Source organism: Streptomyces sp. NPDC020597 (assembly GCF_044335095.1).
Lineage (GTDB): Bacteria > Actinomycetota > Actinomycetes > Streptomycetales > Streptomycetaceae > Streptomyces.
Map to the genome: position 1 here is coordinate 703,846 of NZ_JBIRUL010000001.1, position 23,188 is coordinate 727,033.

The window sequence follows — 23,188 nt, forward strand, 5'->3', positions numbered from 1 at the left end:
ACCATGACGGAATCCGTCGACTCCGCACCGGACGCCCTCGCCGGGCTGCTCGCCGACGTGTGGGAAGCCGCTCTGGGCAAGCCCGCTTCCAGCCGGGACGCCGACTTCTTCGCCGCCGGCGGCGATTCGCTGCTGGTGGTCCGCAGCGTCACCCAACTGCGCAAGGCAGGCTTCGCCGCCGGCCCCGCCGACTTCCTGAACGGCCGGACCTTCGGGGGCATCCTGGCCCGCCTGCGCGCGGACAACACGCCTGCGGCCCCGGCGCGGCCCCGGCCCTCCGCCGGACCCGTGCCCCTGCTTCCCTGCCAGTCACGCTGGATCTCCAACGCCTTCACGGACCCCGACCACTTCGGCTTCGTCTGGGTCTTCGACGTGCCCGAGACCACTCCGGACGGCGAGAAGGTCGACGCCGCACGCATCGAGGCGGCCGTACGCCGGCTCAGCGACCGGCACGAGGCACTGCGCACCCGCTACCTGCTGGACGGCCCCGACGGACCGGTCGCCGAAGTCCTTCCCGAGGCCGCCGACGGACTGTTCACCGCCGTGGACACCGACGACAGCGGGCTCGCCGAGGCGTTCGAGGCGGCGGTGCGCAGCCACCGGCTCGCCGAGGGCCGCGTGTTCAACGCCCTGTGGCTGCCCCGGCAGCGCCATCTCCAGATCGCCGTGCACCACCTCACCCTCGACGGCTACTCCCTGACGATGCTGGCCGACGAACTGGAGGACGCGCTGATCGGCCGCGAAACCGGGCGGCCCGCCGCCCAGCCCCGCGATCTCGCCGCCGACCTCGCCGCCTGGCTCGCCTCCGAGCGGGCCGACGAGGACGCGGCCCGCTGGGCCGCCCTCGGCCTGCCGGACGTGCCCGCGGCGCCCACCGACTCCAGCGGGCCGGGAACGCTGTCGACCTCCACCGCCGTGACGGCGGACCTGGACGAGCAGCACACCGCCGCCCTGCAGACCGCGGCCGGCCGGCTCGGACACCCCGTCGGGCTGCTCGTGCTGGCCGCCGTCGCCCGGTCCGTGGCCGAGCACTTCGACCTGCCCGCCGTCAGCGTGGACACCTACCACCACGGCCGCGACGGGGTCCCCGGCGGCCACGACATCACCAGCGCGCTCGGCTATCTCCAGTCCACCTACCCCGTCGTGATCCACTCCGGGCCGCGCGCGTCCTGGCAGGCCGACGCCCTCGCCGACCTCGCCGCGGTGCCGCCGCACACGTTCGGCTTCGACGCCCTGCGCCACGCGGGGAACCGGCTGCCGGCCGATGGCGCCGACGGGTCCGACACCCTGCGCGGCAGCGGTATCCGGCTCAACTTCCGCAGCCGCATCAACCAGGTCAACGACCGGGTGGGCCGCTGGCTGCGCCCGGCCGACACGGCGGGCGGCAGCCGCCGGTCGGCACGGCAACGGGAACCCTGGGCACTGAACGTCGAGGGTGACGTGGTGACCGACCGGCTGATGCTGACCATCCGGTACAGCACGGACCACTACACCGACGAAACGGTCCGCAAGCTGCTGGACGGCACGACGGCACTGCTGACGGAACTCGCCGGCGGCGACCCGGCACCGGCCGGCGGAGGTGCGCCCCGATGACCGGTCCCACCGCCGCACCCGGCTTCGCCGCCCTGCTGCCGCTGACCGCCACCGCGCTGGGGCTGCCGTCTGCCGAGGTGCGGGAGCGATGCGAGCGCCTGTCGTTCACCGCCCTCGGAGGCTCCTCCCTCCAGGCCCTGCGCCTCGTCGGCGAAGCCGCCCGGGCCGGCGCCGATCTGCCCCTGCACCGGATCCTCGGCCGCGAACCGGTCGCCGCGGTGCTGGGCGCCGCCGGACCGCTGCCCCCGACCGCTCCCGCGCCGCGCCCCGCCGAGCCGGCCGCCCGCCGTGCCGCGCTGCCCGCGCAGACCGGGATGCTCGGCGTCGAGGACCTCGCTCCCGGCGCCGCCTACCACCTGCTGTTCACCGCCGAGGTCGACGGCGCCCCCGCGGCCGCGGTGTCCCCCGCGCTGACGGCACTGGTCGAACGGCACGAGGGCCTGCGCACCGTGTTCCTTCCCGCCGACCCCGAAACCGGCAGGGCCGGCCGCCGGGTCGTCCCGCACGCCAGGCCCGTGATCCACCACCGGAGCCTGCGCATCCCCGACGGCACGGACCCCGTCGCCGTCGTGCACACGCAACTGGCCGGGGCCGGCACGGCCCTGTTACGCCCCTACGAACGGCCCCCGGTCCACTTCGCCGTGACCACCGTCACCCGGCTCGGGGCACCCGACCGCCTGCTGGTGTCCGTCCTGGCGCACCACGCCCTGCTGGACGCCTGGTCGTTCGGCGTCCTCTTCGACGAACTGGCAGCCCTGCTGGCGGGGCAGACCCTGCCCACCCCCGCCCCCAGCCCGGAGAGCGTGCTCACCGCGCACCGGGCCCGCACCGCCACGCCCGCCTGGCGCGAGACCCTGCGCGAGCGGGCCGACCGGCTGCGTGCCGTGCCCCCCGTGCTCGAACTGCCCACCGACACGCGGCGTCCCGCCCGCTGGGAGGTGATCGGCGACCGGCTGCCCGCCGCCCTCGGCCCGTCCGCGGCACAGGCCTGGCGCGACCTGGCGCGGGACACCGGCACCACCGGGACCGTCGTGCTGCTGGCCGCCTACGCCCTGGTCCTGGCGCGTCGCAGCGGCGCGCGTGAACTCCTCGTCGGCGTGCCCGTCGCCGGACGTCTGGACCCCGACCTCCACGGTGTGCTCGCCCCCTGCTCCGGACTCGTCCCCGTGCACTGCGCACCGGACGACGCCGCGACCGTCACCGAGTACGTCCTCGCCGTCGCCGAAGCCCTCGCGGACGCCGTCGCCGCGTCCGACGTCCCCGTCGAAGACCTCGTGCCGGCCATCGGCGTGCCGCACGACCGTCGGCGCAACCCGCTGGTGCAGTTCGTGCTCGGCGTCCACGACGACCTCCTGCCGGAGCAGGTGCGGCGCGGCGAGGTCACTCTCCGCCTGCACGAGGGGCACTGCCACGGCGCGCCGTTCGACGCGACCCTGTACGTCCAGCGCACCGGCGACGAGCCGCGCCTGGTCCTCGAGTACGCGCACGGGGCCTTCCTGCCGGACGAAGCCCACGACCTGCTGGACGCCGTCGAGTGGACCCTGGAGGAACTGGCCGGGCAGCCGACCGCGCCGCTCGCCGCGATGCGGACCATTCCCCCCGCCCAGCAGGCCCGCCTCGAAGCGCTGCGCGCCGGACCCCCGCTGCCGTCGGAGGTCGCCGAGAGCGACCTGTGGACCCTGGTGCTGGGCGCCGCCCGCGCCCACCCCGACGCCCAGGCCGTCCGGGACGGGGACGCCACGCTGACCTACACGGAGCTGGTCCGTGCCGTGACCGCCCAGGCCGCCGCGCTCACCGACGCCGGCGTCACCGACGGCGACCCGGTGCTGCTGGCCCTGGAACGCGGCGCCTCGGAGATCGTCGCCGTGCTCGCCGTCCTCGCCGTCGGCGCCCACTACGTCGCCATCGACCCGAACACGCCCGACGAGCGGTTGCGTACCCTCCTGCGGGTCCTGCCCCCGGCGGCCGTCGTCGCCGGCGCCGATCCGCGAAGCGGCGCGTTCGCCCGGCGGGCCGAGAGCGCCTCTCCGGTCCCGGTACGCCGTGTCGCGGCCGTCGACGTCCGCCTCGCCTCCCGCGCGCGGCAGCCGGAGGCGCCACCGCCCGTCCCCCGCGGCGACCGGGTGGCGTACACGGCCTTCACCTCGGGCTCGACCGGGCTGCCCAAGGCGGTACGGGTGCCGCACCGGGCCGTGGCCCGGCTGGTGTGGCCCTCGCCCGGCCGGGTCGTCTCCTGCGGCCCCGGACGCCGGATGCTGAGGCTGGCCCCGCTCGCCTTCGACGCCTCCACCCTGGAGGTCTTCGCACCCCTGATCGGCGGGGGCTGTGTCGAGGTCCATCCGCCCGGCCTGATCGCTCCCGCCGAGCTGGCCCGGTTCCTGCTGGACCGCGAGGTCGACGTGCTCTGGCTGACCGCGGGGCTCTTCCGGCTCATGGCCGATTTCGCGCCGCACGCCTTCGCCCGCGCCTCGCACGTCCTCGCCGGCGGTGACGTCGTACCGCCCGAGCAGGTCCGCGACCTGCTCACCCGCTACCCGGGCCTGCGCGTGACCAATGGCTACGGCCCGACGGAGAACACCACGTTCAGCACCGTGGCCCACTTCGACGACCCCTCCGAGGCGATCGGCCCCCTGCCGATCGGCGCCCCCGTGCCCGGCAGCGGCGCGCTGGTCCTCGACGCGTCGGGACGGCCCGTGCCGCCGGGCGGCACAGGCGAGTTGTACGTCACCGGCCTGGGCCTCGCGCTGGACTACGCGGGCGACGCCGAACGCACAGCGGACTCGTTCCGCCAGGTCCTCGCAGCCGGGGAGCGCGCCTATCGCACCGGCGACCTCGTCCGGCTGACCGGTGCGGGACAGCTGCGATTCCTCGGCCGCGTGGACCAGCAGGTCAAGATTCGGGGCTACCGCGTGGAGCTGGACGAGGTCCGCCTCGCGCTGGCCGCTCAGCCCGGGGTGAAGGACGCCGCCGTCGTCACCGTCGGCCCGGACGCGACACAGCGCCGCCTGGCGGCCGGTGTCGTACCCGAGGGCCCGGCCGACCTGTCGGTGTCCGAGCTGGCGGCCCGCCTCTCCCGCACCCTGCCGGGCTACTGCGTCCCCGCGCTCTGGTCGGTGCTCGACACCATTCCGCTCACCGCCAACGGAAAGGTGGACGCGGCGGTCGTCGCAGCCGGGGCACGACCGCTGGACGAGGAACGGGAACACGGGGCGCCGGGGAAGGGCCGGCCTGCTGCGCCGGATCCGTCTTCCGGCTCCGAGCCGTTCACCGCGCCCGAGACATCCGGTGCACCCGAGACGTCCGGTCCGCCCGAGACATCCGGTGCGCCCGAGAAATCCTCCGCTCCCGAGGTAGCAGCCGCAGCACCCGCGGCAGCCACCGCGGCACGACCGGCCGACCCCGCCGCCACCCTGGCACGGCTCGCCTGGACTCAGGCGCTCGGTCGGCCACCCTCCGGCCCGGACGCGGAGTTCTTCCGCTCCGGCGGAGATTCCCTGGCCTTCGCCCGTCTGCTGGCCTGGCTCACCCGGGAGCACGGGGTGCGTGTCGCCCCCCGGGAGCTGTACGCCTCGCCCACCCTGCGCACGTTGCACGAACTCATCCGCCCCGAGCTGACCGACGTGGGAGGCCACCCCTCATGAAGACTTTGGCCCTGCCCGAGGAACACCCCCCATCCCCGGCGCGCACCGTGCTCGTCGTCCCGCACGGCGGCGGCGGTTCCGCGACCGCCAACCCGCTGCGGGCCGCTCTCCCGGAGAACTGGCTGGTGGCAGGCGTCGCCTTCGGCGGCCGGGAGTCCCGCTTCCTCGACGAACCGCCCTCCCGGCTGGCCGACCTGGTCGAAGACGTCGTCACCGCCGCGACCGAGGCCGAGGAGCTCACCGACGCCGTCCCGGTCCTGCTGGGCCAGTGCTCGGGCGCGCTGGTCGCCTGGCTCGCCACGATCGAGCTGTCCCGGCGGGGCAGGACCGTTCCAGGGCTCGTCCTGGTGTCCCGGTCGGCTCCCTCCTGGCCCGGCGACCTGCCCGACGCGACCGCCGACGACGACGACTTCCTCCGCCAGGTGATCGACATGGGGGGCGTCCCGGAAGAGATCGCCGGCATGCCCGAGCTGCTCGAGTTGTTGCTGCCCTCGCTGAGAGCCGATTTCGGCGCCCTCGCCGAATGGCTGCCCGAGCGGACCGACCCGGCGACGACCTCGCCCGCCCCCGCCCTGGCGCTCCACGCCCCCGACGACCCGGGCTGCCCGGTCGACTCCGTCGAGGCGTGGCGCGACAGCGTCCGCGCCCTGGACGTCGTGCCCGTGAAGGGCGGCCACCTGCTGCTGGCCACGAACCCCGTGGGCGTCGCCGCCGCCCTCACCGCCTGGCTGCCGCCGACCGCTCCGGAAGGGGACCACCGTGCTGGAACTGTCTGACGTCGTACTGGCCCTGGGGCCCGACGGAGCCGAACGCGTCCTGCTGCGCGGCGCCGACCTGCGCGCCGAAGACGGCGAGACGGTACTTCTCACCGGCCTCGACGCCCTGACCCGCCGCGGCCTTGCCGCCCTGCTCACCGGCCGCCTGCGCCCCCGTTACGGCACGGTCCGCGCGGGACGGGCCCGGGCCGGCGTCCTCGGCGACCGCCCCCGCGCGGGGGAGACACTCGTCCTGGACGCCGGCGACCGTCCGGCCGCGACGCAGACCGCCACCCCGCTGCCGAACGGGCCACACGCCGCCGTGCTGGTGCTCGGCGGCCCCGGCTGGACATCGGCTCCCGTCCCGGGCGGCCACCGCACCCTGACGCTCCAGGGCGGCCGCTTCCTGGCCGAGCCGCAGCGGCCCACGCCGCCACCGGCCGTTCACATGACCTTGGACGAGGTACGGCAGCGCACCCACCGGTCCCTGACCGAAGCCGGCGCCGACGCTGCCACCGCCTCCCTCGTCGCCGACGTCCTGGTCGACGCCGACCGGCGCGGCCACGCCTCGCACGGCGTCGCCCTGCTGCCGACCTATCTGCGGCGCATCGCGGACGGCGGCATCGTCGTGGACGCCGAACCCCGGCTCACCCCCGTCGCGCCCACGCTGGCCTCCGTCGACGCGCGCGGCGGATTCGGCCAGCCGGCCGCCGACCTGGCCGCCCGCTGGTGCGCGGCCACCGCCGCGGAGCACGGTCTGGCCGCCGTCGCGGTGCACACCAACAACCACGTCGGCATGCTCGCCGCCTACCGCCGGCCCTTCCAGGAGCACGGAGTGGTCGGCCTGCTGCTCAACATCTCGGCGCCCTCGGTGGCCGCCCCGGGCGCGCGCCGCCCCACGCTCGGCAGCAACGCCGTCTCGCTGGTCACCCCCACCCCGGCCGAAGAGCCCTTCTGCATCGACCTCGCCACCGGCATCGTCGCCGCGGGCAAGATCAGGGACGCCGGGCACCGCGGCGAACCCGTCCCGCAGGGCTGGCTGCTGGACCCGGACGGCGCCCCCACCACCGACCCCGCCGAACTCGACAAGGGCGGCTCCATCCCCCTGTTCGGCGACTACAAGGGCCTGTGCATCACCTTGATGGCCGAGATTCTGGCCGGCGGCCTGGCCGGGGGCCTGGTCAGCCCGGACGTGACCCGTCAGGTCACCCGGACAGGCGAGGTCATGCGCTGCGCGCAGCTGTTCGTCGGGTTCTCGGTGCGGCACTTCACCGACCCCGCCGTGCGCTCCGACGCGCCCGCCGCCCCGGCCGACCTCGGGGCCCTGGTCGCCCGGTTGCGCGGCGCCGTGGAGACGGGCTACGACACGACGCCCGAACGGCCCTACTTCCCGGACCAGTTGGAGGAGGACAGGGCCGAACACGCGGAGAAGCAGGGGCTGGAGCTGCCCGCGTCCGTCGTCACGGCACTGGGCTGGGACGCCTCATGACGCCGCTCGCCGACCCGGCCCTCGGCAGCGCACCTGGCTGGCCGCTCGTCCTCTACTTCCACCACGTCAACCCGCTGGTCCGGCACTACACCTCGCTGGACCCGGACCACTTCCGCCGCGGGCTGGAGAACGTCCTGCGACACATGGGACCGGCGCTGGAGCCCGCGGACGTCGGACCGGACTTCCGGCCCCCCGACGAACCGAGCGTGCTGTTCACCTTCGACGACGGCTACCGCGACACGCTCACCCTGGCCGCCCCCGTGCTGGCCGAGTTCGACGTCCGCGTCCTGCTGTTCTGCACCACGGAGCGACTCGACCGCGCGTCCGTGACGACGCCGCAGGAGCGCGCCGCCCTGCCGCCCAGGGAGTCCTACCTGGACTGGGCGGAGGCCGGTCGCCTGGCGGCCGACGGCCATGTCCTGTCCGCCCACACCCGCACCCATCCCCAGCTCACCGAGCTGGACCCGGCGAGCGCGGAACACGAGGTGGAGGGCTCGCTGCGAGACGTGGCCCAACGGACAGGACACCCCGCGCGCTCCTTCGCCTATCCCTACGGCCTTGTCCCCGAGGTCAATCCGGTGCCGTCCACCGTGCTCGGTTTCGGGACCGTGAAATCCCTTCCCACGAGCTGGACGGCTCGCCCGCTGGAGATCAGGCGCACCTACCTGCCGGTCGGCGAGACCGACCGCTGGCCCGCCATGGCCGCAGATTGGAGAGAACAGTGGTACGGATCTCGGTGCTGATCCCCACCCGCAACCGGGCAGCCGACCTGCGTCGGTGCCTCGAGGGCCTGGCCGAGTGCACCACCCGGCTGCCGGCCGGCGTGACACTCCACCAGGTCATCGTGGTGGACGACGCGTCCACCGGCCCCGACGCCACGTCGCCCGCCCGCGACAGCGACCTTCCGGTGGTCCTGCTCCGCAACCCCGAACGGCTCGGCGCGGGGGCCAGCAGGCGTCTGGGAGTGGAGGTCGCGGACGGCGAGGTGCTGGCGTTCCTCGACGACGACGCGGTGCCGCGCGGCGACTGGCTGACCGTGGCGGCGGGTGTGGACGCCGAACGGCCGGCCGTCACCGGCCGGGTGCTGGGCTTCGACTCCGGTCTCGTCTCGCGCGCCAGGCAGGCGCGCTACGACGCCCGCTACCGAGGGCTGCGCGAGGGCGTCCCGGTCGACTTCTTCGCCTGCGGCAACGGCGCCGTGCTCACCTCGGCCTTCCACCAGGTGAACGGATTCAGCAACGAGGGGGTCGGCGGCGACAACAGTCTGGCCCGCTCCCTCGGCCAGGTCGGGACCCCCGTGCGGTTCCACCCCGATCTCGTGATCGCCCACCGCAACGGCAAGGGCTGGCCCGCCGCCCTGCGCAACGCCTGGTCCGCGGGGATCGACCACCCCCAGCGCATGACCGTCTCCGATCTGGTCGCCACCGCCCGCGACAGCGCCGTCGGCGACGACCTCGCCATACGCGAGCTGAATCGAGCCCTCGGCGTCCTGCACGCCCTCGGCCGCCTGATGCCCGGCGCCCGGGACGAGACCTCCGCCTCGGCGACCGTGCGGCCCGGACCCGGGGAAGCGCCGGCGCAGAGGCCGACTCTCCCGACGACCCGGCGTGGTGCGCGATGACCCAACTCACCCTGCAGGTCAGCACGCGCACGCCCGCGGGAGCTCGCTGCCGTGTCGGTGTCATCGGCCTCGGCTACGCCGGACTGCCCCAGGCGGTCGCCTTCGCGGAGGCCGGGCACCCGGTGACCGGGGTCGACAACCGCCCCGAGGTGACCGCCATGCTCCGCGAGGGGAGAAGCCCCGTCGACACCGTGTCCGACGACCGGGTGCGACGCGTGGGCGACGCGCTGTCCGCCCTGGACGACACCGGGGCGCTGGCCGAATGCTCCGCGGTCGTGGTGTGCGTGCCGACCCCGGTAGACGCCGCCGGGGAACCGGATCTGTCCGCCCTGCGCGCCGCCTGCGCCACCGTCGCCGCCCACCTGCGTCCCGGCCAGCTGGTGGTGATCGAGTCCACCGTGTACCCGGGAGTGACGGACGGTGTGGTCCGGGACGTCCTGGAACGCTCCGGACTCGTCGCCGGAGTGCACTTCAGCCTGGCGCACGTCCCGGAACGCGTGGACCCGGGCAACCCCGTGTTCGACTCGGCCGACACCTCGCGCGTGATCGGCGGTCTCACCCCTGTCTGCGCCCTGCGCGCCGAGGAGCTGTACGGAGGCGTCGTGTCCGGCGTGCACATCACGGCGGGACTGCGCGAGGCCGAGGCCACGAAGGTCCTGGAGAACACCTACCGCCAGGTCAATCTCGGGCTCGTCCACGAATTCGCCGCCTACTGCGACGCCCTGGGCATCGACGCAGCAGCCGTGATCGACGCGGCCGCGACCAAACCGTTCGGCTTCCAGCCCTTCTATCCCGGCGTCGGCGTCGGCGGCCACTGCATCCCCGTCGACCCCCTGTACCTGGCGCACTCGGCACGCGCCGCCGGTACGCCGTTGCACCTGGTCGAGCTGGCCCAGCGCATCAACGACGAACGCCCGGTCAGGGTCGTGGACGTGTGCGAGACGCTGCTGCGGACGACGGGGACCCCACTGGCGGGCGCCGAGGTACTGGTCCTGGGGGTCAGCTACAAGCCCGATGTCTCCGACGTCCGCAACACCCCGGTCGTGCCGCTCGTCCGCGAGCTGACCGCCCGCGGCGCGCAGGTCCGCATACACGACCCGCACGTCCCTGAACTGGTCGTGGACGGCATGCACCACAAGTCCGTGTCCCATCTCGGCGCGGTGATCGCCGAGGCCGACCTCGTGCTCGTCGCCCAGCACCACTCCGTCTACGACACCGAACACCTGCACCGCGCACGCCTGGTGTACGACCCCCGGAGGCACGCATGAAACCCAGGCTGAGCGTCTACACGGCATCGCAGCAGGGCACCGACTACGATCGTCTGCTCGGTGTGGCCCGCACCGTCGAGGACTGCGGATACGAGGGCTTCTTCACCTCGGACCACTACCTGAAGCTCGGCGACGTCCCGGGCCTGCCCGGCCCCATCGACTCCTGGACCGTCCTGGCCGGACTGGCCAGGGAGACGAGCAGGATCCGGCTGGGCACCCTGATGAGTTCGGCGACCTTCCGCCTCCCGGGCCCCCTGGCGATCACCGTCGCCCAGGTGGACCGGATGAGCGGCGGCCGGGCCGAACTCGGCCTGGGAACGGGCTGGTACGAGGAAGAGCACACCGCCTACGGCATCCCGTTCCCCCCACTGCGCGAGCGCTTCGACCGCTTCGAGGAACAACTCGCCGTCATCACGGGTCTGTGGGACACCTTGCCGGGAAAGACCTTCACCCACGAGGGCGCGCACTACCGGCTCACCGAGTCGCCGGCGCTCCCCAAGCCGATCCAGCAGCCCAGGCCGCCCATCCTCATCGGCGGCGACGGCCCGTCCCGCACCCCCCGCCTCGTCGCGCGCTACGCCGACGAGTTCAACGTCCCCTTCCTCTCACTGGAAGCGACCGTTCCGCTCTTCGACCGCGTCCGCCGTGCATGCCGCAGCGCAGGCCGCGACCCGGACACCCTCCGCCTCTCCGTGGCGCAGGTCCTGTGCTGCGGCCGCAACCAGGCGGAACTGCGCCGCCGGGCCGCCGCCCTGGGGCCCGAGGGCGGCGCGTACTCCAAGAGCCGCATCTCCGGCACGCCGGCCGAAGTCGTGGACAGGATCGGCAGGTTCGTCGAGGCGGGCGTCGACCGCGTCTATCTGCAGCCGTTCGACCTGGAGGACCGAGACCACCTCGAAACCGTGGCCGCCGAGGTCATGCCCCAGCTCGTCTGACCACCCGTCCGAGACTCCGCGCCACGGCCCACCTCACCGGTCCACCCTGAGCTCGACGCTGCTCGTCAGGCTACGACTCGTCCGGAAAGGGTCGAGGACGTTCACTTGCTGGTTCGGATCCTTGCCGGGATCCCCCTTCCAGTTCAGTGCGAGAAAATTCGTCACCAAATGAGGAACGCGCACTTCCTCGGTAGGCTGGAAAAATGAGATCCGCGCCATGGGGCCGTCCCCGAGGAGGTGCCGCATAAGACTTTGGGGAGGCAGTTTGATCTGGGAGCACTCGTATGCTCCCTCTGGGACGGGGTCACAAGGCTTGAACTTATTGAAGTAGCCGTTGTTGTTGATCAGGGAGAGGTGCGAGGTGAGGCGCAACTTCTCACGTGGATAGTTTCTGACATCGAACACGAAGGAAGTCCTGATTTTCTGTCCCGGCGTCAGATGCCCGCCGCGTCGAATGAAGCGCCCAACCTTGATCAGGCCTCTGTACTCGCTTTCGTCGTCCCAGGTGACTCGGTGCCCGTCCAGGGCATGATGGATATCCTGGGGGACCAGAAAAACGCGATCGGTAGACCCGACCGTATGGCCCGTGACGTCATACACGGCCTCCAGAACGGCAAGCTCCGCCGTGCCTACGTTCTCCAACGTGATGGTTCCCCGCATCTGCGTTTCGCCAGAGCGCTGCACCACTTTGTCGAGTTCGAGTGTCGTATTGACGCGCGGCCGTTCGTGTTCGGTCTTGTAGAACGTCACGTACCAGAACTGCAGCAGGCCGGCGAGAGGTACGAGTGCGGCGACGACGCCCCAGGTGAGCGTGAGAGAACCCTTGTGACCGATGACGGCACTCAGGGAAACGGCGACTGCAAAGAACAGGAGCAGGGCGGGTAGCGCAAGGATCACGATGTCGAGGAAGTCGTGAAGATATCCGCTGATCTCGATCCAGAAGGGAATGAGGAGCATCGGGATCGAGGACGCCTGCCCGGCGATAACGCTCGGGAACCCCCAGGGCGCGAGCGGGGTGGCCATCGTTTTCAAGTACTTGCGCACATCGAACCAGGCCACCAGATTGATTATCCCGATCGCGATCCTGATCAGGCTCGAGAAGGCGAGCTCGCCCCCTGTCAAGAAGAAGTCGTAGACGCCCGTGAACATAAAAACCACGAAGTCGGCCAACAGGACCCAACGAAACTGCCTCGACTCCAGAGACCAGTCATAACCGGCCCGTACGCGCCTCAGAAAGCGGACGATCAAGGTCATGTATATACGTTACATAAAACTCTGTCACGCACACGCGTCAACGTCTCGGCCGCAACCGAATTTCACTCCCATGGATGCCACCGGCACATCACTCGCGAGTTATATGACCGACGAGTTCTCCAATCTCCCGTCCAGCGGCAGACCTCCATCGGCGCGCGGGGGATTCCTGGCATTCGGCCACAGAAGGCACGAAAGATTGCTTGCGATGCCGGGCACGGGTAGGCCGATAACGACGACCAGACGGCTGTCGGCGTCGACGACGAAGACTGGTCACAGGTGGGGAGAACGGCGGCAGTAGCCCCTGAGCCGGGAGGGCGGGCAGCGGAAACGGCGTTGCGCCCTGTGTGATCGGCATGGATGCTGGCTCGCCGGAGGTGCTGAAGATAGCCGACGTCGTGTTGAGACTGTCAGCCCGCGATCTGGTGCACGCGGACCTGGCGTCGTGCGGGTGGGCAGGATCCGACCACCATCTGGCCGTCGTCGCAAGGCAGTTGGAGCGTGCCCGGGTCGGCGAGGTCGACTACCTTGCGATCTGCCCTGCGACGGACATCCCTGTGGCGAAAGGCGGCGTCGACTACCAGGTCAAGAAAGGGGTCGGCACCCTGTGGCAGCTCGCGGTCCACCCCGCGTTGCAGTCGTGCGGGATCGGCACGTTCCTTGTCGAGGCCGCGGAACTGCGGATCAGGAACCGCGGTCTGCGGCGTGCCGAGCTCGGTGTCGAGGAAAGCAACCCCCGGGCGCGTGCGCTGTACGAAAGGCTGGGCTATGTCGCGTACGACCGCCGTCCGGACTCCTGGGACGAGCAGGCCCCTGATGGATCGTTGCGCCGCTACGAAACGATGTGCACGTTGATGCGGAAGGATCTCGCCTAGGCTCCACAACCTCTCAGCGGACGCAATTGAGCAGTCACTGAGCACACCTTCTCGTGGCTCACCGTCCGCCGGCGTCCGGCCCGCGACTACGCCCGTGGGCTCAACTGCCGTGTGGTCGAGGGCTCCCCGCTCAGCTCATGAACGCGATCACCAGCGGATCCGACTCCGTCGCGATGGAGTCGCACGTCGTGGATTCGATGTGGCAATGATGGCTCGCGTCCGCATCGGAGGCGAAGCCCTCGAGGTTGTCGGCGAGGACGTCGAGAGCCTGCCGCCCTCCCTGAATCCTCAGGATCCGGCCATCCGTGACGATCGAAACCTTGTCGCGCTCCGGGTCCTCTCGGAACGCGACCTCGGACAGCGACCTCTCGTAGGGAAAGGGGCGCCCGTTCTCCGAGAGACCACGACTTCCAGCCTTCCCCCGCAGCAGCTGCCCGAGAGCCAGGAGCCCTGGACGCGTCCCGGAGAGCTCAAGCTCCCTGGTCGTCCCGCTGTACAGAACCTGCAACATCACATCCCCTCCGGTGCCGACCCTACAGATGACGGGGTCGCCCTCCAACGCGGCTCAGATGCGGTGGGCGCCGGCCGGTACGCCGTGGGTGACGCCGTACGGAGTCAGGGCGATGACGCCTGTTCCCCGTGACGGTGTGTCGGGGCCGATGCGGAGGGGACTGACCCCGTAGGAGTCGGCGAGGTCGGCGGCGAGGTCGTGTGCCACCCACTGCCACTCCTCCTCGTCCTCCTGGCTTTCCTGCGCAGCGTCCCAGTCGGGCTGCAAGCCCAGTTCCGTACGGCGTGCCCGTTCGTACGGCACGGGTTCGCCGAGGGTGAGCAACTCGTCTTCCCCCGCCCCTGTTTCGCAGTACCGCCGGATCACCGAGCCGTGTTCGGCGATCAGCCAGGCGGAACCGAGTAGTACGCCTGGGCCTGCCCGTAGCGGGCGCTGAGTTCGGTGCACAGACGTAGGACGTCATCGCGACGTTCCTCGCCGCACGGGTCGCACCAGGCGCCGAGGACGAGGGTCCATCCGTCCAGCTCGGGCGTCACGAAGACCCGTTCGTAACCCGTGTGCGGATCTTCGTCGTCACCGCGGCGATGACCGTCGGCGTCGACGATGTCATTGCCGAGGGCGAAGGTCACAGGTCGTGGGTCGACGACACCGAGGGCCCGCATGATGCCGGTCTGTTCACCGCTCGGGACGGCGATCCAGTGATTCCAGCACCCCCACATTCCTTCGGGCCGGTCCCCCGGGAGCTTGACGCGTATGAGTCGTTCGATCGCGGCCGCGTCGGCGGCGGAGAGCGCCGGCTCACCGCCCAGTTCGGCGAGCGCGGTCAGTGCTCGCGCCCGCTGGGCTCCTGGTCCCGCTTCCCGGATGCGCTGGAGCAGGGGAATCACCTGCGGCCCCTGGGAAATCAGGGTGTCCTGTGCCTGGCGGGCGACTTCTCGGTCCGGGTCTCCGAGCAGCGGCAGGAGGGCGGCGGCGGCAGACCGGCCGGCCTCACCGCAGTACCGGATTCCGAGGACCGCTTCCCGGCGCACAAGTGGCACGGGATGAGACAGGGCCGTGGTGTAGCGCCCCAGGAAGGCAGGTCCGAGGTGGGAAAACGCAAGGGCGATGTGCTTGCGGGAACTCTCGTCGGATGCGGAGACGAGAGCCTGAATCAGTTCATCGAAGCCCGATTCCCCGATCCGCTCGAGTACGTCGGCGACCGGCCGCCAGGGAACGGGGGAATCCCGGTCCGTCAGCGCGTCACCCCCCAACGCGACCAGGGCGTCTGCCACCGCTTCACGTCGATCCGGTACCCCAAGACCCCGGACGAAGCCGATGTCCACCACATTCCTCCAGAAGTCCGACCGGCCCCGGACATCATGATCTCTGCTCTCTTGAGCGCGCCGCTGAGTCAGTCACCCGCGGGGCACAGGCAACACCCCGAGCGGTCACCCCTGGTCAGCGCGCCGAGCTCGTACAAGACGCCCGGGGCGCCGCCGGGCCGCCGGAATGCGAAGCTCAGACGACCCGATGCCCTAAAGGGCTACGCCACATGCCCGTGTTGCCGGCGGAACTCGCTCTCGAAGGGTGGTCACCGCCAGAGTCCACAGGACGCGCGCGCGTCCGCCGAGCAGCGGACAGCATTCGAGGCCGGGGCCGCGGAGACAGGACAGGCTGATCAGCAATTGGTCGCAGACAGACCCCGGCGCCCCCGGCTCACCGACCGGCATGCTGCGCTCCCGGTCCAGTGGGTGTCCCCCGCAGCCTTCGAGCACCTCTTGCAAGGCGCCCCGCCAAAATTCGAACCTGCGTACACGGCTCCGGAGTGATTGTGCCGATCGAGCCTCACATCCGACCTGACCTGCGAGGAAGTCGGTTCGTTGCGACATGGGGACCCATACTGTGTCGGACCTGTGTCGCAGGAGCCATGCCAGCAGCTCGCCACGGCTGCGTACCGCGCTGGTCCAGCCGAACATGTAGTCGGGTCAGTCGAAATAGACCGCGCCGGGCGCCAGTGGAGGACGCCGGCCTTCCGGATGGTCGCTGGTCACAATATTGGGCTCGTCGTCGTCCACTTCAAAGAGGTCCGGTATAGAGCCGATGAGGCCGATAGCGCCTTCGGCCGCATGACCAATGGTCCCGGCGCCGTCTACGCCGGCACCGATGATGTCCTTCATCGCCTGTTCCGAGGTCCTTTGTGGGTCTCGAACGACGTCGAGTATGGCGTTCTCGGCGAAGGTTGCCACCCCAGCCATCGGATTGGGTCCGCTAATAGTGATGAGAGGCAGTTTGAGAGTACTCGTGGACCCCCAATGGACGCCTAGCTCTGCCTTGAGTCCGACCGGAACTCCGGTGCCGTAGGGTTGGCCGAAAACGTTTACCGCAACTCGTCCACCGATCTCGCCTGCCGACGCGCCAAGTTTTCCGCCCACTCCGTCTGGGCTGGCCTCCAAATCCGTGTAGATGGCAGGCCCCTGGGCGTATCCATCAAGGACCCCTGAGCTGCCTGGCAAATCAAAATTGGCTGATCCGTCTAGTCTCCCCGTGACAGCTTCGGCGTGAAGCTTGGCTTCTAGCTTATCTCCATCGAACGAGCCGTTGAAGTTAAGAATGGCGAGCTGAACCCGTCCGTTTAGCCCAGCCTTTAGCACGCCGTTTCGATATCTCAATGCTCCAGCCTCATCGACGGCCCTGTAATTCCAGGAGAGCCTCTCTCCTGGAAGTTTGGGACCACTGATCAGTATCGGCTCATTGCTTGCAGCCGATACCTCTCCTTCCTGTCCTTGAAGTTCTCCACCCAAGCCGAAACAGTCGGTTCGGTAGGAGATCACGTTGTCCGACAACATTGGCTGAGGCCTGATGGCGGAGTGAGCTGTTTCGCTGAACACGGTGCGATAGATGTTCCAGCCGCCGCTGAGCAGGTTTCCGCCTTGGCCGGCGGTCCATCGCGCGGTGCCGTCCGTCCATCCGTCGTGGCGGTACCAGCGCAGTTGGCCGTCCGGTGTGATGGCGTAGATGACGCCCTGGCCGCCGCTGAACACGGTGCGGTAGATGTTCCAGCCGCCGCTGAGCAGGTTTCCGCCTTGGCCGGCGGTCCATCGCGCGGTGCCGTCCGTCCATCCGTCGTGGCGGTACCAGCGCAGTTGGCCGTCCGGTGTGATGCCGTAGATGACGCCCTTAGTGTCGTCCGCCATGGCTCCTCCCGCTTCTTGTGTCGAGCTGCGATCCGCGAGACGCCCCGCGCGGCAGAGCGCTTGCGGACAATCTCTCTGCCTACTCTTCCTCGAGTTCGGGCCCGCCGAACGAGGCCAAAGCCTCGTCCGCTTCTGGCGCGTCACTACTGAGCGCGTAGGTGCCCGTCTTGGCTTGGCCTTGGAGAGGAGTAGTTGTCGTCAGGACTACTTTGTACATACCTGGAATTAGGCTGGACCAGGTATGGTCATGTGATGCTCCGTCCGCTGGCAGTCTTACGGGGCCACCTACGGTGCCGCCCAGGCGGTGCAGTTGCGCCGTGATGTCACCTCCCGGATCATGGGGCGACATCAGTGTGATCCGCAGGTTCAACGCCGGAAGGCCGCGAAGTTCCACACCTCTCGTTGAGCCCTCCCTCGTGAATCGAAACTTGATGTGCCCCACGATGATCTTGAACCCGCTCATTTCGGCTCCTTAGTTGATGGCGCATCAAAAGCATCCGACATCGCTGGAATGGGAGACGGTCAATGGGAGCTCTGTAGCGCAGCCCATGGGCAGCTCGACTTAAGAGTGTGCTAGTCACCCGAAGAGGGGATGTCACTCAACGAGTGGTGGACTGTCGCAAATACCTTCAACTACACGATAGCTCTGACGTGGAAGGCCCGCGACTGGTGCTCTCGCGGCTTCTTCGATGCTCTTGATGGACGGTATCCCAGGGGTGGCAGGAGACCCCCGCCCTGGATCGGGTAGGGAAAATTCCACGCCATCCTTCGTGAGGCAGATTGGATCGGAAGTCGCCTCCGGCTCCTACGCCCAATGATTCCTAATGCGGTCTCAAGCCGCGAGAGCGATGGGCGGCACGAGTTCGTAGGTCCGTCCGTCGCGTAGGAGGGCCCAGAGGACGTTGACCCGGCGGCGGGCCAGGTCGAGGACGGCCTAGATGTGGCGCTTGCCTTCGGCTCGTTTGCGTTCGTAGAACCGGCGGGATTAATCGCAGTGACGGATGCTGAACAGTGCGGAGATGTAGAAGACGCGTTGGAGGCGGCGGTTGTAGCGTCGTGGCCGACGGAGATTGCCGCTGATCTTGCCGGAGTCGCGGGGTACGGGTGCGACGCCGCCGAAGCCGGCGAGACGGTCTGCGGTGCCGAAGGCGGGTCATGTCACCGCCTGTCGCGGCCAGGAACTCGGCACCGAGGATCACGCCCAGGCCCGGCATTCTGGTGACCACGTCGAAGTCCCGATGTTCGCGAAATCGGGCCTCGATCGTCTTGTCGAGCTCGGCGACCTGGTGGTTGAGGGCCATCACTTCCCGCGCGAGCGTGTGCACCATCTGAGCGGTCAGTTTCTCCCCTGGCAGGCGTGTGTGCTGGCGCCCGGCAGCTTCCACAGCGGTCTCGGCGAGCCGGTCGGCGCGCAGGACCTTGCGGTTGCGCAGCCAGGCTTCGAGCCGATTCTTGCCTGTCCGACGGAGGGAGGCAGGGGTCTGATAGCCGGTCAGCAGGGTGAGCGGGTCGGTGTTGGTGAGATCCAGGGCCCGCTCCAAGCCGGGGAAGATGTCGGTGAGTTGGACGCGGAGCCGGTTGACGGTGCGGGTGCGGTCGGCGATCAGGTCCGTGTGACGTCCGGTGAGGATCTTGAGGTCGGTTACGGTCTCGTCGCTGGTGCGTAAGGGGTGCAGGTCGCGGCGGATGCGGGTCTGGTCGGCGATGACGGCGGCGTCTTTGGCGTTGGTCTTGCCTTCGCCGCGGTAGCTCTCGCAGGCGCGGTGGATGGCCCGGCCAGAGATGTAGTGCACCCGCTGGTCGTGGTTGAACAGGATGGTGATGGCCAGGGCGGCGCCGCCTTCGGCCAGGTCGATGCCCCAGGTCACCTCGTCTCCCAGGGCCAGAGCCCCTTGGTCGCCGGTGTGATGAGTGAGCTTCTTCGCTGAACAGATCGAGCAGGTGTACGACGTCGCCCGTCATCGCCAAGCGTGGATTGGGGCCTCAGCCAGCTCTTCTCGGTGAAGTGTCGGCCCTTTCCATGAGAGCTGTGGGGGAGCCTTCATGACGTGACCGGCGCCGGGGTGGGGCGCCCTGTCAGTGCCGTCCTTTACGCTCCGCTCCTGATCAAGCAGTTCGGATGGGGAGGGGATACGGATGGGCGGAAACGAGTGGAGCCACACGGGCCCGTATCAGCGTGATCTGGTGGCCGCGTTTCGGCAGGCTCAGGAGGACGAGTTGGCGCGGGACAACCACGGTTTCGAGGGCCAGTCCGTCGAGGAACTGTGGCGTGACCCGGAGTGGCAGGAGTACATATTCACCGGCGGCACGTGCACCGTGCTCGACTTTCCTCTCATGATCGAAGCCGCGGACACCGATGACGGTCCGTTCATGCGGCCCCTGACCGATGGGGAGGTGCGTGCGTGGGCTCCTCACGGCCGGCCCACCTACGAGGAGTGGGACGCAGCTCTTGATTCCGAGCAACTGGGCTTCCCGAGCCGCGCCCAGGGGAACTGCACAGTGCTCTACCGCGACGGCAGGCCCGCGCAGATCGGCTACTGGGGGGTCACCGCCGACTAGGGGGACCGATACCGCTTCGCGATGCGGCCCCGTACTCGTCCGGGGCTGCGTCGCTTTGGTGGCGCCCACCTGGGGGAACGCCCCAAGATCCCGTCCACGCCTCGTCCACAGACCCCGACATAGAGCCGCTTCGGGCTGCATCTGCCTGCACATACGCCAAGACCCCGTCCTCAGCGAAAGCGCTGGTGGCGGGGTCTTTGGGCACCTTGTGCAAGGTGCCCCCGGCAGGATTCGAACCTGCGCACACGGCTCCGGAGGCCCCTTGCTGTTTCGGGGTCTGTGCTGGTCAGAGAGGTATTTAACGACGCGGACGGGTCTCTCGTCCACGAATAGTCCGCAGTTTTACTCCTCGATCCAGTCCGCCGACACAGCCTGAATGAAGGCCGTTAGGTCGTCTTCTTGAGGCGGGATGCGTGTCGGATGTCGTGCCGCGAAGACGGTGTAGTAGCGCCACACGAGCCCACGGAGCCTGTCTTCCTGAGGCTCAGTGGCGATGAGAGCCAGGTGTACCTTCCCGGGCTCTCCGCATGCCCTAACCGGACGGCCCTGGCCGTCGTAGCCCTCGTGGAACTCGTCCTTAGATCCGATCAGATCGTTGGCGAGGGCTGGCTCGTGGAGGATGAACATGCGTCCGTCCTCGTCGAAGATCAGAACAGGTTCTGCTGGATGCATCATGGCTGTTCCTCCAGGACGGCGGCATGCTCTGTGTTCTGGCTGCGCTGCTGGACGAGGGCGGCGGTCGGGTCCTGCGGGGCGGCGGTGTTCATTGGCGCCTATGTAACTCCGCCGGGCGGGCTGGTGTGCGCAGTCACCCGTTTCCGCGGGCGTCAGCGATGAAGCCAAGCCCTGTGGCCCACCCTCTCTTGGAGGTAGCCGCCCGCGGTCAGAGCAGCCACGAGCGACAGTACGTCAGCAAGTGCCCCAGCTGTTCTACCGATGGCTGGCCATATCGAAATCACGATGACGATCACGGTGACCGTCCAGATCGGCACGGCTGGAGTAGGCAGGTTGGGCTGAACTTGCGTCACACTCATATCGATGCCTCCGCGGCGTCGTGTGGTCGTCCGCGTCACTAGTGGCTTGCCGGCTCGGTGGCGCGGGCGACTTCTGCGAACAAGGTGCCGCAATCATGGCTTCACTCTGGAGTCCTGACTACCAGGAAGCGTATTACGCATATACCCGGCAAAATGGAATGCTCTCCAGTGCAACGACTTCTACCGAACGACTCTGACCTGCCTTTATGTGTGGGCCGCAAGGGATAAAAGGTGCATAGACCGGAGACGGGTTTTCGGTCCCCGGCAAGACGAGCGCAAATCCCCACCAGATGCACATTTCGAGCCGGAGGTGTGATGCAAGTCACACCGTGTGGGTGCTGCTCGCTCTCAGGTCAGACGTTGAAAACGACGTCTTCTTGTCCGGGCCAGGCAAGTGCCACGCCTACTCGCCGACAGAGGTCCACCCACCTTGACTCAGACGGTTCGCGCTCGACCCAGAGGACCGCTGCTACCGCTGTTGCGCGATTGCTAAGTTGATCGTGATAGTCGAGGACCTGTCCGAGTCCGGTGCGGAGTTGGCGGGCCTCATTGGCGCGTGTCAGGGATTTGACTTCACAGACTGTCACTCGCCCTTCGGGATCCCGCCATGCAACGTCGAAATCGGGGTCGGATACGTTGGGAGACAAGGCAATGAAGCCGCGCTTCTGCGCTTCCTCTGCGAGTGCGTTTTGCAGCCGCCGGTGTGTCGATAGGTTCCGTCCAACCAGGTCAGGGTCAGGAGCGTTTGGTGTGGCAGGGGCCGGCGCCACGCTCTCGTCTGGTGCCACGTAGTCTTGCCCGATCTGCACATCGGGATCGTTGATCGCTGCTTTCACGGGAACTAGGTGGAAGCGGATGACCTTGCGCAGGGGGCCGCCACCGGTGGCAGGAGCCTGGCCTTCCGAATATGGCTGCTCTGGATCAAGGGCCCACTCGCCCAGGTAGCGAACCGTTCCGCGGGCGCCCTCGAATAGACGGAGCCGCTTGCCGGTCTCACGATGCTCGTAGATGGATTTGTTGCCACGGATCAACTTTTGGTCGCCGGTTTGCCCGTCACCTGTGTAGTGAAAGGTGCCGTCCTCGTTCCAGGTGTCGTAGTAACCGTGTTGATGCCCTGAGCTGGGCGCCGTGAAGATGAGGATGTTGTTCGTTGTCCTCGACGGGCTGATTCCGTTCTGAGAGCTTCCCCCATAGCGCTCATGTAGCTCGACCCGCCGAATTTCATCTCCAGGGTTGAGATGCCAATTTGGGTCCTCGCCCTTTGAAACGCTGATGGCTTCCTGGATGGCTTCCCACTGGCGCTTGCTCAGTCGGTGGGGGTTGCCTGCCCAAGGCTGGGCGAGAACGCTCGCGCCAGCCATGCGGGGATCGCTAGCGAGCAGGCTCTTGGGGGCCAACCGGTCCAGCCACTCATCGACCTCCAGAGGAACGTAGTCCCGTTCCCCGGGGTCTGTCGCCCAGTACTCTGCGTCGTCGGCCTTGCCGCGGTTGGCTCCGCCGGTGAAGTGACCATAGGCGATTACACCCGCGTGGGTACCGGTTACCCACACGGCGAAACTGTCCCCCGCGGCGACCTCAGCCCTGTGGCGTGCGAGGGTCCATGACTCGAGCACCTGGCCATCACTACGGAAGCGTGCTATGTCGAAGATGTTCGGGTTGCAGGTCAACAGCCACGCAGCCAAGGTTCCCCCCAGGGTGAAGACGCACGTAGAGGAACACTATGACAGTCCGCTGACACTCCAAATCAGGTTTCAAGCGGCGGCCTGAACCCGCACCGCTGACGTCAGTCGCCGCACTCGAAGACCTATGCGCTGATGGGCAACTCGCGCGCTCGCTGGCGCGCTTGAGCTCTTAGCTGCTTAAGGCGGTTGTGGAACGCGTTGTGGCGGTTCTGGTCAAGGTTTAGTGGCAGGTCGAGTTGGGAGATGAGCTCTGACTCCAAGGTCCATGGTTCGTTCTGCTCGATCCAACAGACTTGTGCGTTGTCTGCCATCCATCGGTTTAAGTCGGCTTCGTCAGCCTTACCGAAAGTCATGCGCGCACCGCTGCCCACACGGCGTAGCTCCAGCCCGAGTAGACAGCCGAGCGTAAGCCGTAGCGTCAAGTCGGCCGCGTTGCCACGGTCGTGTGCCGCACGCGTTTGCAGAGGTTCTGCTTGCTAGATCGGTTCGCCATGTAGCGCGGCGCGATGCCGGGGTAGGGCAAGTGTCCCGCGGCCAGGTCTGAGTGGGGTGGTAGCTCGAGGTGCCATCCGTACACCCCGGCCGTTGCGGGGACTGGGCTCGGACGGACCAAGACCTGCTGCACTGACCACAGTCGATCAGGGGCGGTGAGCAGTAGCTGCCACGGAGGGCCTCCAGGTGAGCCGAGGTTCGCGACCCCAGGCAGCTGGCTGAGGCGGACACAGTACTTCCACGACTGCGGGCCTCAGCTTGGGAGCAGGAACGATCAAGGGCCTACTGCTGGGATGTCCGAGGCCC

18 protein-coding genes and 1 pseudogene are annotated in these 23,188 nt (G+C 68.9%); 10 read left to right on the forward strand and 9 right to left on the reverse strand.

The genetic code is table 11. The features are described from left to right. The first annotated feature begins 3 nt into the window (after positions 1 to 3). The 8 genes from ACH4ZA_RS03280 to ACH4ZA_RS03315 are packed head-to-tail and all read left to right on the forward strand — an operon-like array spanning position 4 to position 11,302. Positions 4 to 1,593 carry a condensation domain-containing protein gene (locus ACH4ZA_RS03280; protein ID WP_398427738.1) on the forward strand — a complete coding sequence of 530 codons (1,590 nt, stop codon included), beginning with the start codon at positions 4 to 6 and terminating at the stop codon, positions 1,591 to 1,593. Continuing rightward, positions 1,590 to 5,234, forward strand: coding sequence for an amino acid adenylation domain-containing protein (locus ACH4ZA_RS03285; protein WP_398427740.1), 3,645 nt, complete (start codon positions 1,590 to 1,592; stop codon positions 5,232 to 5,234). The genes ACH4ZA_RS03280 and ACH4ZA_RS03285 overlap by 4 nt, the downstream gene beginning before the upstream one ends. Beyond that, positions 5,231 to 6,010: a thioesterase II family protein gene (locus tag ACH4ZA_RS03290; RefSeq protein WP_398427741.1), complete on the forward strand. Its 780-nt coding sequence runs from the start codon at positions 5,231 to 5,233 to the stop codon at positions 6,008 to 6,010. Before ACH4ZA_RS03285 ends, ACH4ZA_RS03290 begins: the two co-directional genes overlap by 4 nt. Next, positions 5,994 to 7,478, forward strand: coding sequence for an Ldh family oxidoreductase (locus ACH4ZA_RS03295; protein ID WP_398427743.1), 1,485 nt, complete (start codon positions 5,994 to 5,996; stop codon positions 7,476 to 7,478). Before ACH4ZA_RS03290 ends, ACH4ZA_RS03295 begins: the two co-directional genes overlap by 17 nt. Then, positions 7,475 to 8,221, forward strand: coding sequence for a polysaccharide deacetylase family protein (locus ACH4ZA_RS03300; RefSeq protein WP_398427744.1), 747 nt, complete (start codon positions 7,475 to 7,477; stop codon positions 8,219 to 8,221). Before ACH4ZA_RS03295 ends, ACH4ZA_RS03300 begins: the two co-directional genes overlap by 4 nt. Further along, positions 8,188 to 9,099, forward strand: coding sequence for a glycosyltransferase family 2 protein (locus ACH4ZA_RS03305; protein WP_398427745.1), 912 nt, complete (start codon positions 8,188 to 8,190; stop codon positions 9,097 to 9,099). The genes ACH4ZA_RS03300 and ACH4ZA_RS03305 overlap by 34 nt, the downstream gene beginning before the upstream one ends. Next, positions 9,096 to 10,367 (forward strand): nucleotide sugar dehydrogenase, encoded by a 1,272-nt coding sequence (locus ACH4ZA_RS03310; RefSeq protein ID WP_398427746.1) that lies wholly within the window; start codon positions 9,096 to 9,098, stop codon positions 10,365 to 10,367. The genes ACH4ZA_RS03305 and ACH4ZA_RS03310 overlap by 4 nt, the downstream gene beginning before the upstream one ends. Further along, the gene (locus ACH4ZA_RS03315) at positions 10,364 to 11,302 is read left to right on the forward strand and encodes an LLM class F420-dependent oxidoreductase (protein ID WP_398427747.1); all 939 of its coding nucleotides are present in this window, start codon (positions 10,364 to 10,366) and stop codon (positions 11,300 to 11,302) included. Before ACH4ZA_RS03310 ends, ACH4ZA_RS03315 begins: the two co-directional genes overlap by 4 nt. A 33-nt stretch (positions 11,303 to 11,335) precedes the next feature. Here the strand turns inward: ACH4ZA_RS03315 and ACH4ZA_RS03320 are convergent, their stop codons facing one another. Beyond that, positions 11,336 to 12,556, reverse strand: a complete 1,221-nt coding sequence (locus ACH4ZA_RS03320) for a hypothetical protein (protein ID WP_398427748.1) — start codon at positions 12,554 to 12,556, stop codon at positions 11,336 to 11,338. A 353-nt stretch (positions 12,557 to 12,909) separates the two neighbouring features. Between ACH4ZA_RS03320 and ACH4ZA_RS03325 the strand changes: the two genes are divergently transcribed. Further along, positions 12,910 to 13,428 carry a GNAT family N-acetyltransferase gene (locus ACH4ZA_RS03325; RefSeq protein WP_398427838.1) on the forward strand — a complete coding sequence of 173 codons (519 nt, stop codon included), beginning with the start codon at positions 12,910 to 12,912 and terminating at the stop codon, positions 13,426 to 13,428. A 130-nt stretch (positions 13,429 to 13,558) separates the two neighbouring features. On the opposite strand, the gene ACH4ZA_RS03330 is transcribed toward ACH4ZA_RS03325, so the two are convergent. The 5 genes and pseudogenes from ACH4ZA_RS03330 to ACH4ZA_RS03350 all read right to left on the reverse strand — a co-directional run. Beyond that, positions 13,559 to 13,939, reverse strand: coding sequence for a hypothetical protein (locus ACH4ZA_RS03330; RefSeq protein WP_398427749.1), 381 nt, complete (start codon positions 13,937 to 13,939; stop codon positions 13,559 to 13,561). Between the two features lie 54 nt (positions 13,940 to 13,993). After that, positions 13,994 to 14,263, reverse strand: coding sequence for a hypothetical protein (locus tag ACH4ZA_RS03335; protein ID WP_398427750.1), 270 nt, complete (start codon positions 14,261 to 14,263; stop codon positions 13,994 to 13,996). A gap of 59 nt (positions 14,264 to 14,322) precedes the next feature. Further along, on the reverse strand, positions 14,323 to 14,826 hold the full coding sequence (locus ACH4ZA_RS03340) for a hypothetical protein (protein WP_398427751.1): 504 nt from the start codon (positions 14,824 to 14,826) through the stop codon (positions 14,323 to 14,325). A gap of 1,080 nt (positions 14,827 to 15,906) precedes the next feature. Next, on the reverse strand, positions 15,907 to 17,115 hold the full coding sequence (locus ACH4ZA_RS03345) for a tachylectin-related carbohydrate-binding protein (protein ID WP_398427752.1): 1,209 nt from the start codon (positions 17,113 to 17,115) through the stop codon (positions 15,907 to 15,909). An 832-nt stretch (positions 17,116 to 17,947) separates the two neighbouring features. Further along, positions 17,948 to 19,001, reverse strand: a pseudogene (locus ACH4ZA_RS03350) (IS110 family transposase); the annotation flags it as partial. 298 nt (positions 19,002 to 19,299) lie between these two features. Between ACH4ZA_RS03350 and ACH4ZA_RS03355 the strand changes: the two are divergent. Beyond that, entirely contained in the window at positions 19,300 to 19,674 is a 375-nt protein-coding gene (locus ACH4ZA_RS03355) for a hypothetical protein (RefSeq protein ID WP_398427753.1), read from the forward strand. A gap of 342 nt (positions 19,675 to 20,016) precedes the next feature. On the opposite strand, the gene ACH4ZA_RS03360 is transcribed toward ACH4ZA_RS03355, so the two are convergent. The 3 genes from ACH4ZA_RS03360 to ACH4ZA_RS03370 form a co-directional block, all read right to left on the reverse strand. Beyond that, complete coding sequence (locus ACH4ZA_RS03360) at positions 20,017 to 20,349, reverse strand: hypothetical protein (RefSeq protein ID WP_398427754.1); 333 nt, start codon at positions 20,347 to 20,349, stop codon at positions 20,017 to 20,019. A 712-nt stretch (positions 20,350 to 21,061) separates the two neighbouring features. Beyond that, the gene (locus ACH4ZA_RS03365; RefSeq protein WP_398427755.1) at positions 21,062 to 22,390 is read right to left on the reverse strand and encodes a hypothetical protein; all 1,329 of its coding nucleotides are present in this window, start codon (positions 22,388 to 22,390) and stop codon (positions 21,062 to 21,064) included. A gap of 122 nt (positions 22,391 to 22,512) precedes the next feature. Next, a complete protein-coding gene (locus tag ACH4ZA_RS03370) occupies positions 22,513 to 22,812 on the reverse strand; it encodes a GIY-YIG nuclease family protein (RefSeq protein ID WP_398427756.1) in 300 nt (99 codons plus the stop codon). Positions 22,813 to 23,188 lie beyond the last annotated feature (376 nt).

Excerpts from the sequence above, each read along its gene's own strand:
- ACH4ZA_RS03310 (WP_398427746.1), top strand. The coding sequence starts at position 9,096 with ATGACCCAACTCACCCTGCAGGTCAGCACGCGCACGCCCGCGGGAGCT.
- ACH4ZA_RS03325 (WP_398427838.1), top strand. The coding sequence starts at position 12,910 with ATGGATGCTGGCTCGCCGGAGGTGCTGAAGATAGCCGACGTCGTGTTG.
- ACH4ZA_RS03360 (WP_398427754.1), bottom strand. The coding sequence starts at position 20,349 with ATGATGCATCCAGCAGAACCTGTTCTGATCTTCGACGAGGACGGACGC.
- ACH4ZA_RS03315 (WP_398427747.1), top strand. The coding sequence starts at position 10,364 with ATGAAACCCAGGCTGAGCGTCTACACGGCATCGCAGCAGGGCACCGAC.
- ACH4ZA_RS03285 (WP_398427740.1), top strand. The coding sequence starts at position 1,590 with ATGACCGGTCCCACCGCCGCACCCGGCTTCGCCGCCCTGCTGCCGCTG.
- ACH4ZA_RS03300 (WP_398427744.1), top strand. The coding sequence starts at position 7,475 with ATGACGCCGCTCGCCGACCCGGCCCTCGGCAGCGCACCTGGCTGGCCG.
- ACH4ZA_RS03320 (WP_398427748.1), bottom strand. The coding sequence starts at position 12,556 with ATGACCTTGATCGTCCGCTTTCTGAGGCGCGTACGGGCCGGTTATGAC.
- ACH4ZA_RS03345 (WP_398427752.1), bottom strand. The coding sequence starts at position 17,115 with ATGGCGGACGACACTAAGGGCGTCATCTACGGCATCACACCGGACGGC.
- ACH4ZA_RS03330 (WP_398427749.1), bottom strand. The coding sequence starts at position 13,939 with ATGTTGCAGGTTCTGTACAGCGGGACGACCAGGGAGCTTGAGCTCTCC.
- ACH4ZA_RS03280 (WP_398427738.1), top strand. The coding sequence starts at position 4 with ATGACGGAATCCGTCGACTCCGCACCGGACGCCCTCGCCGGGCTGCTC.
- ACH4ZA_RS03290 (WP_398427741.1), top strand. The coding sequence starts at position 5,231 with ATGAAGACTTTGGCCCTGCCCGAGGAACACCCCCCATCCCCGGCGCGC.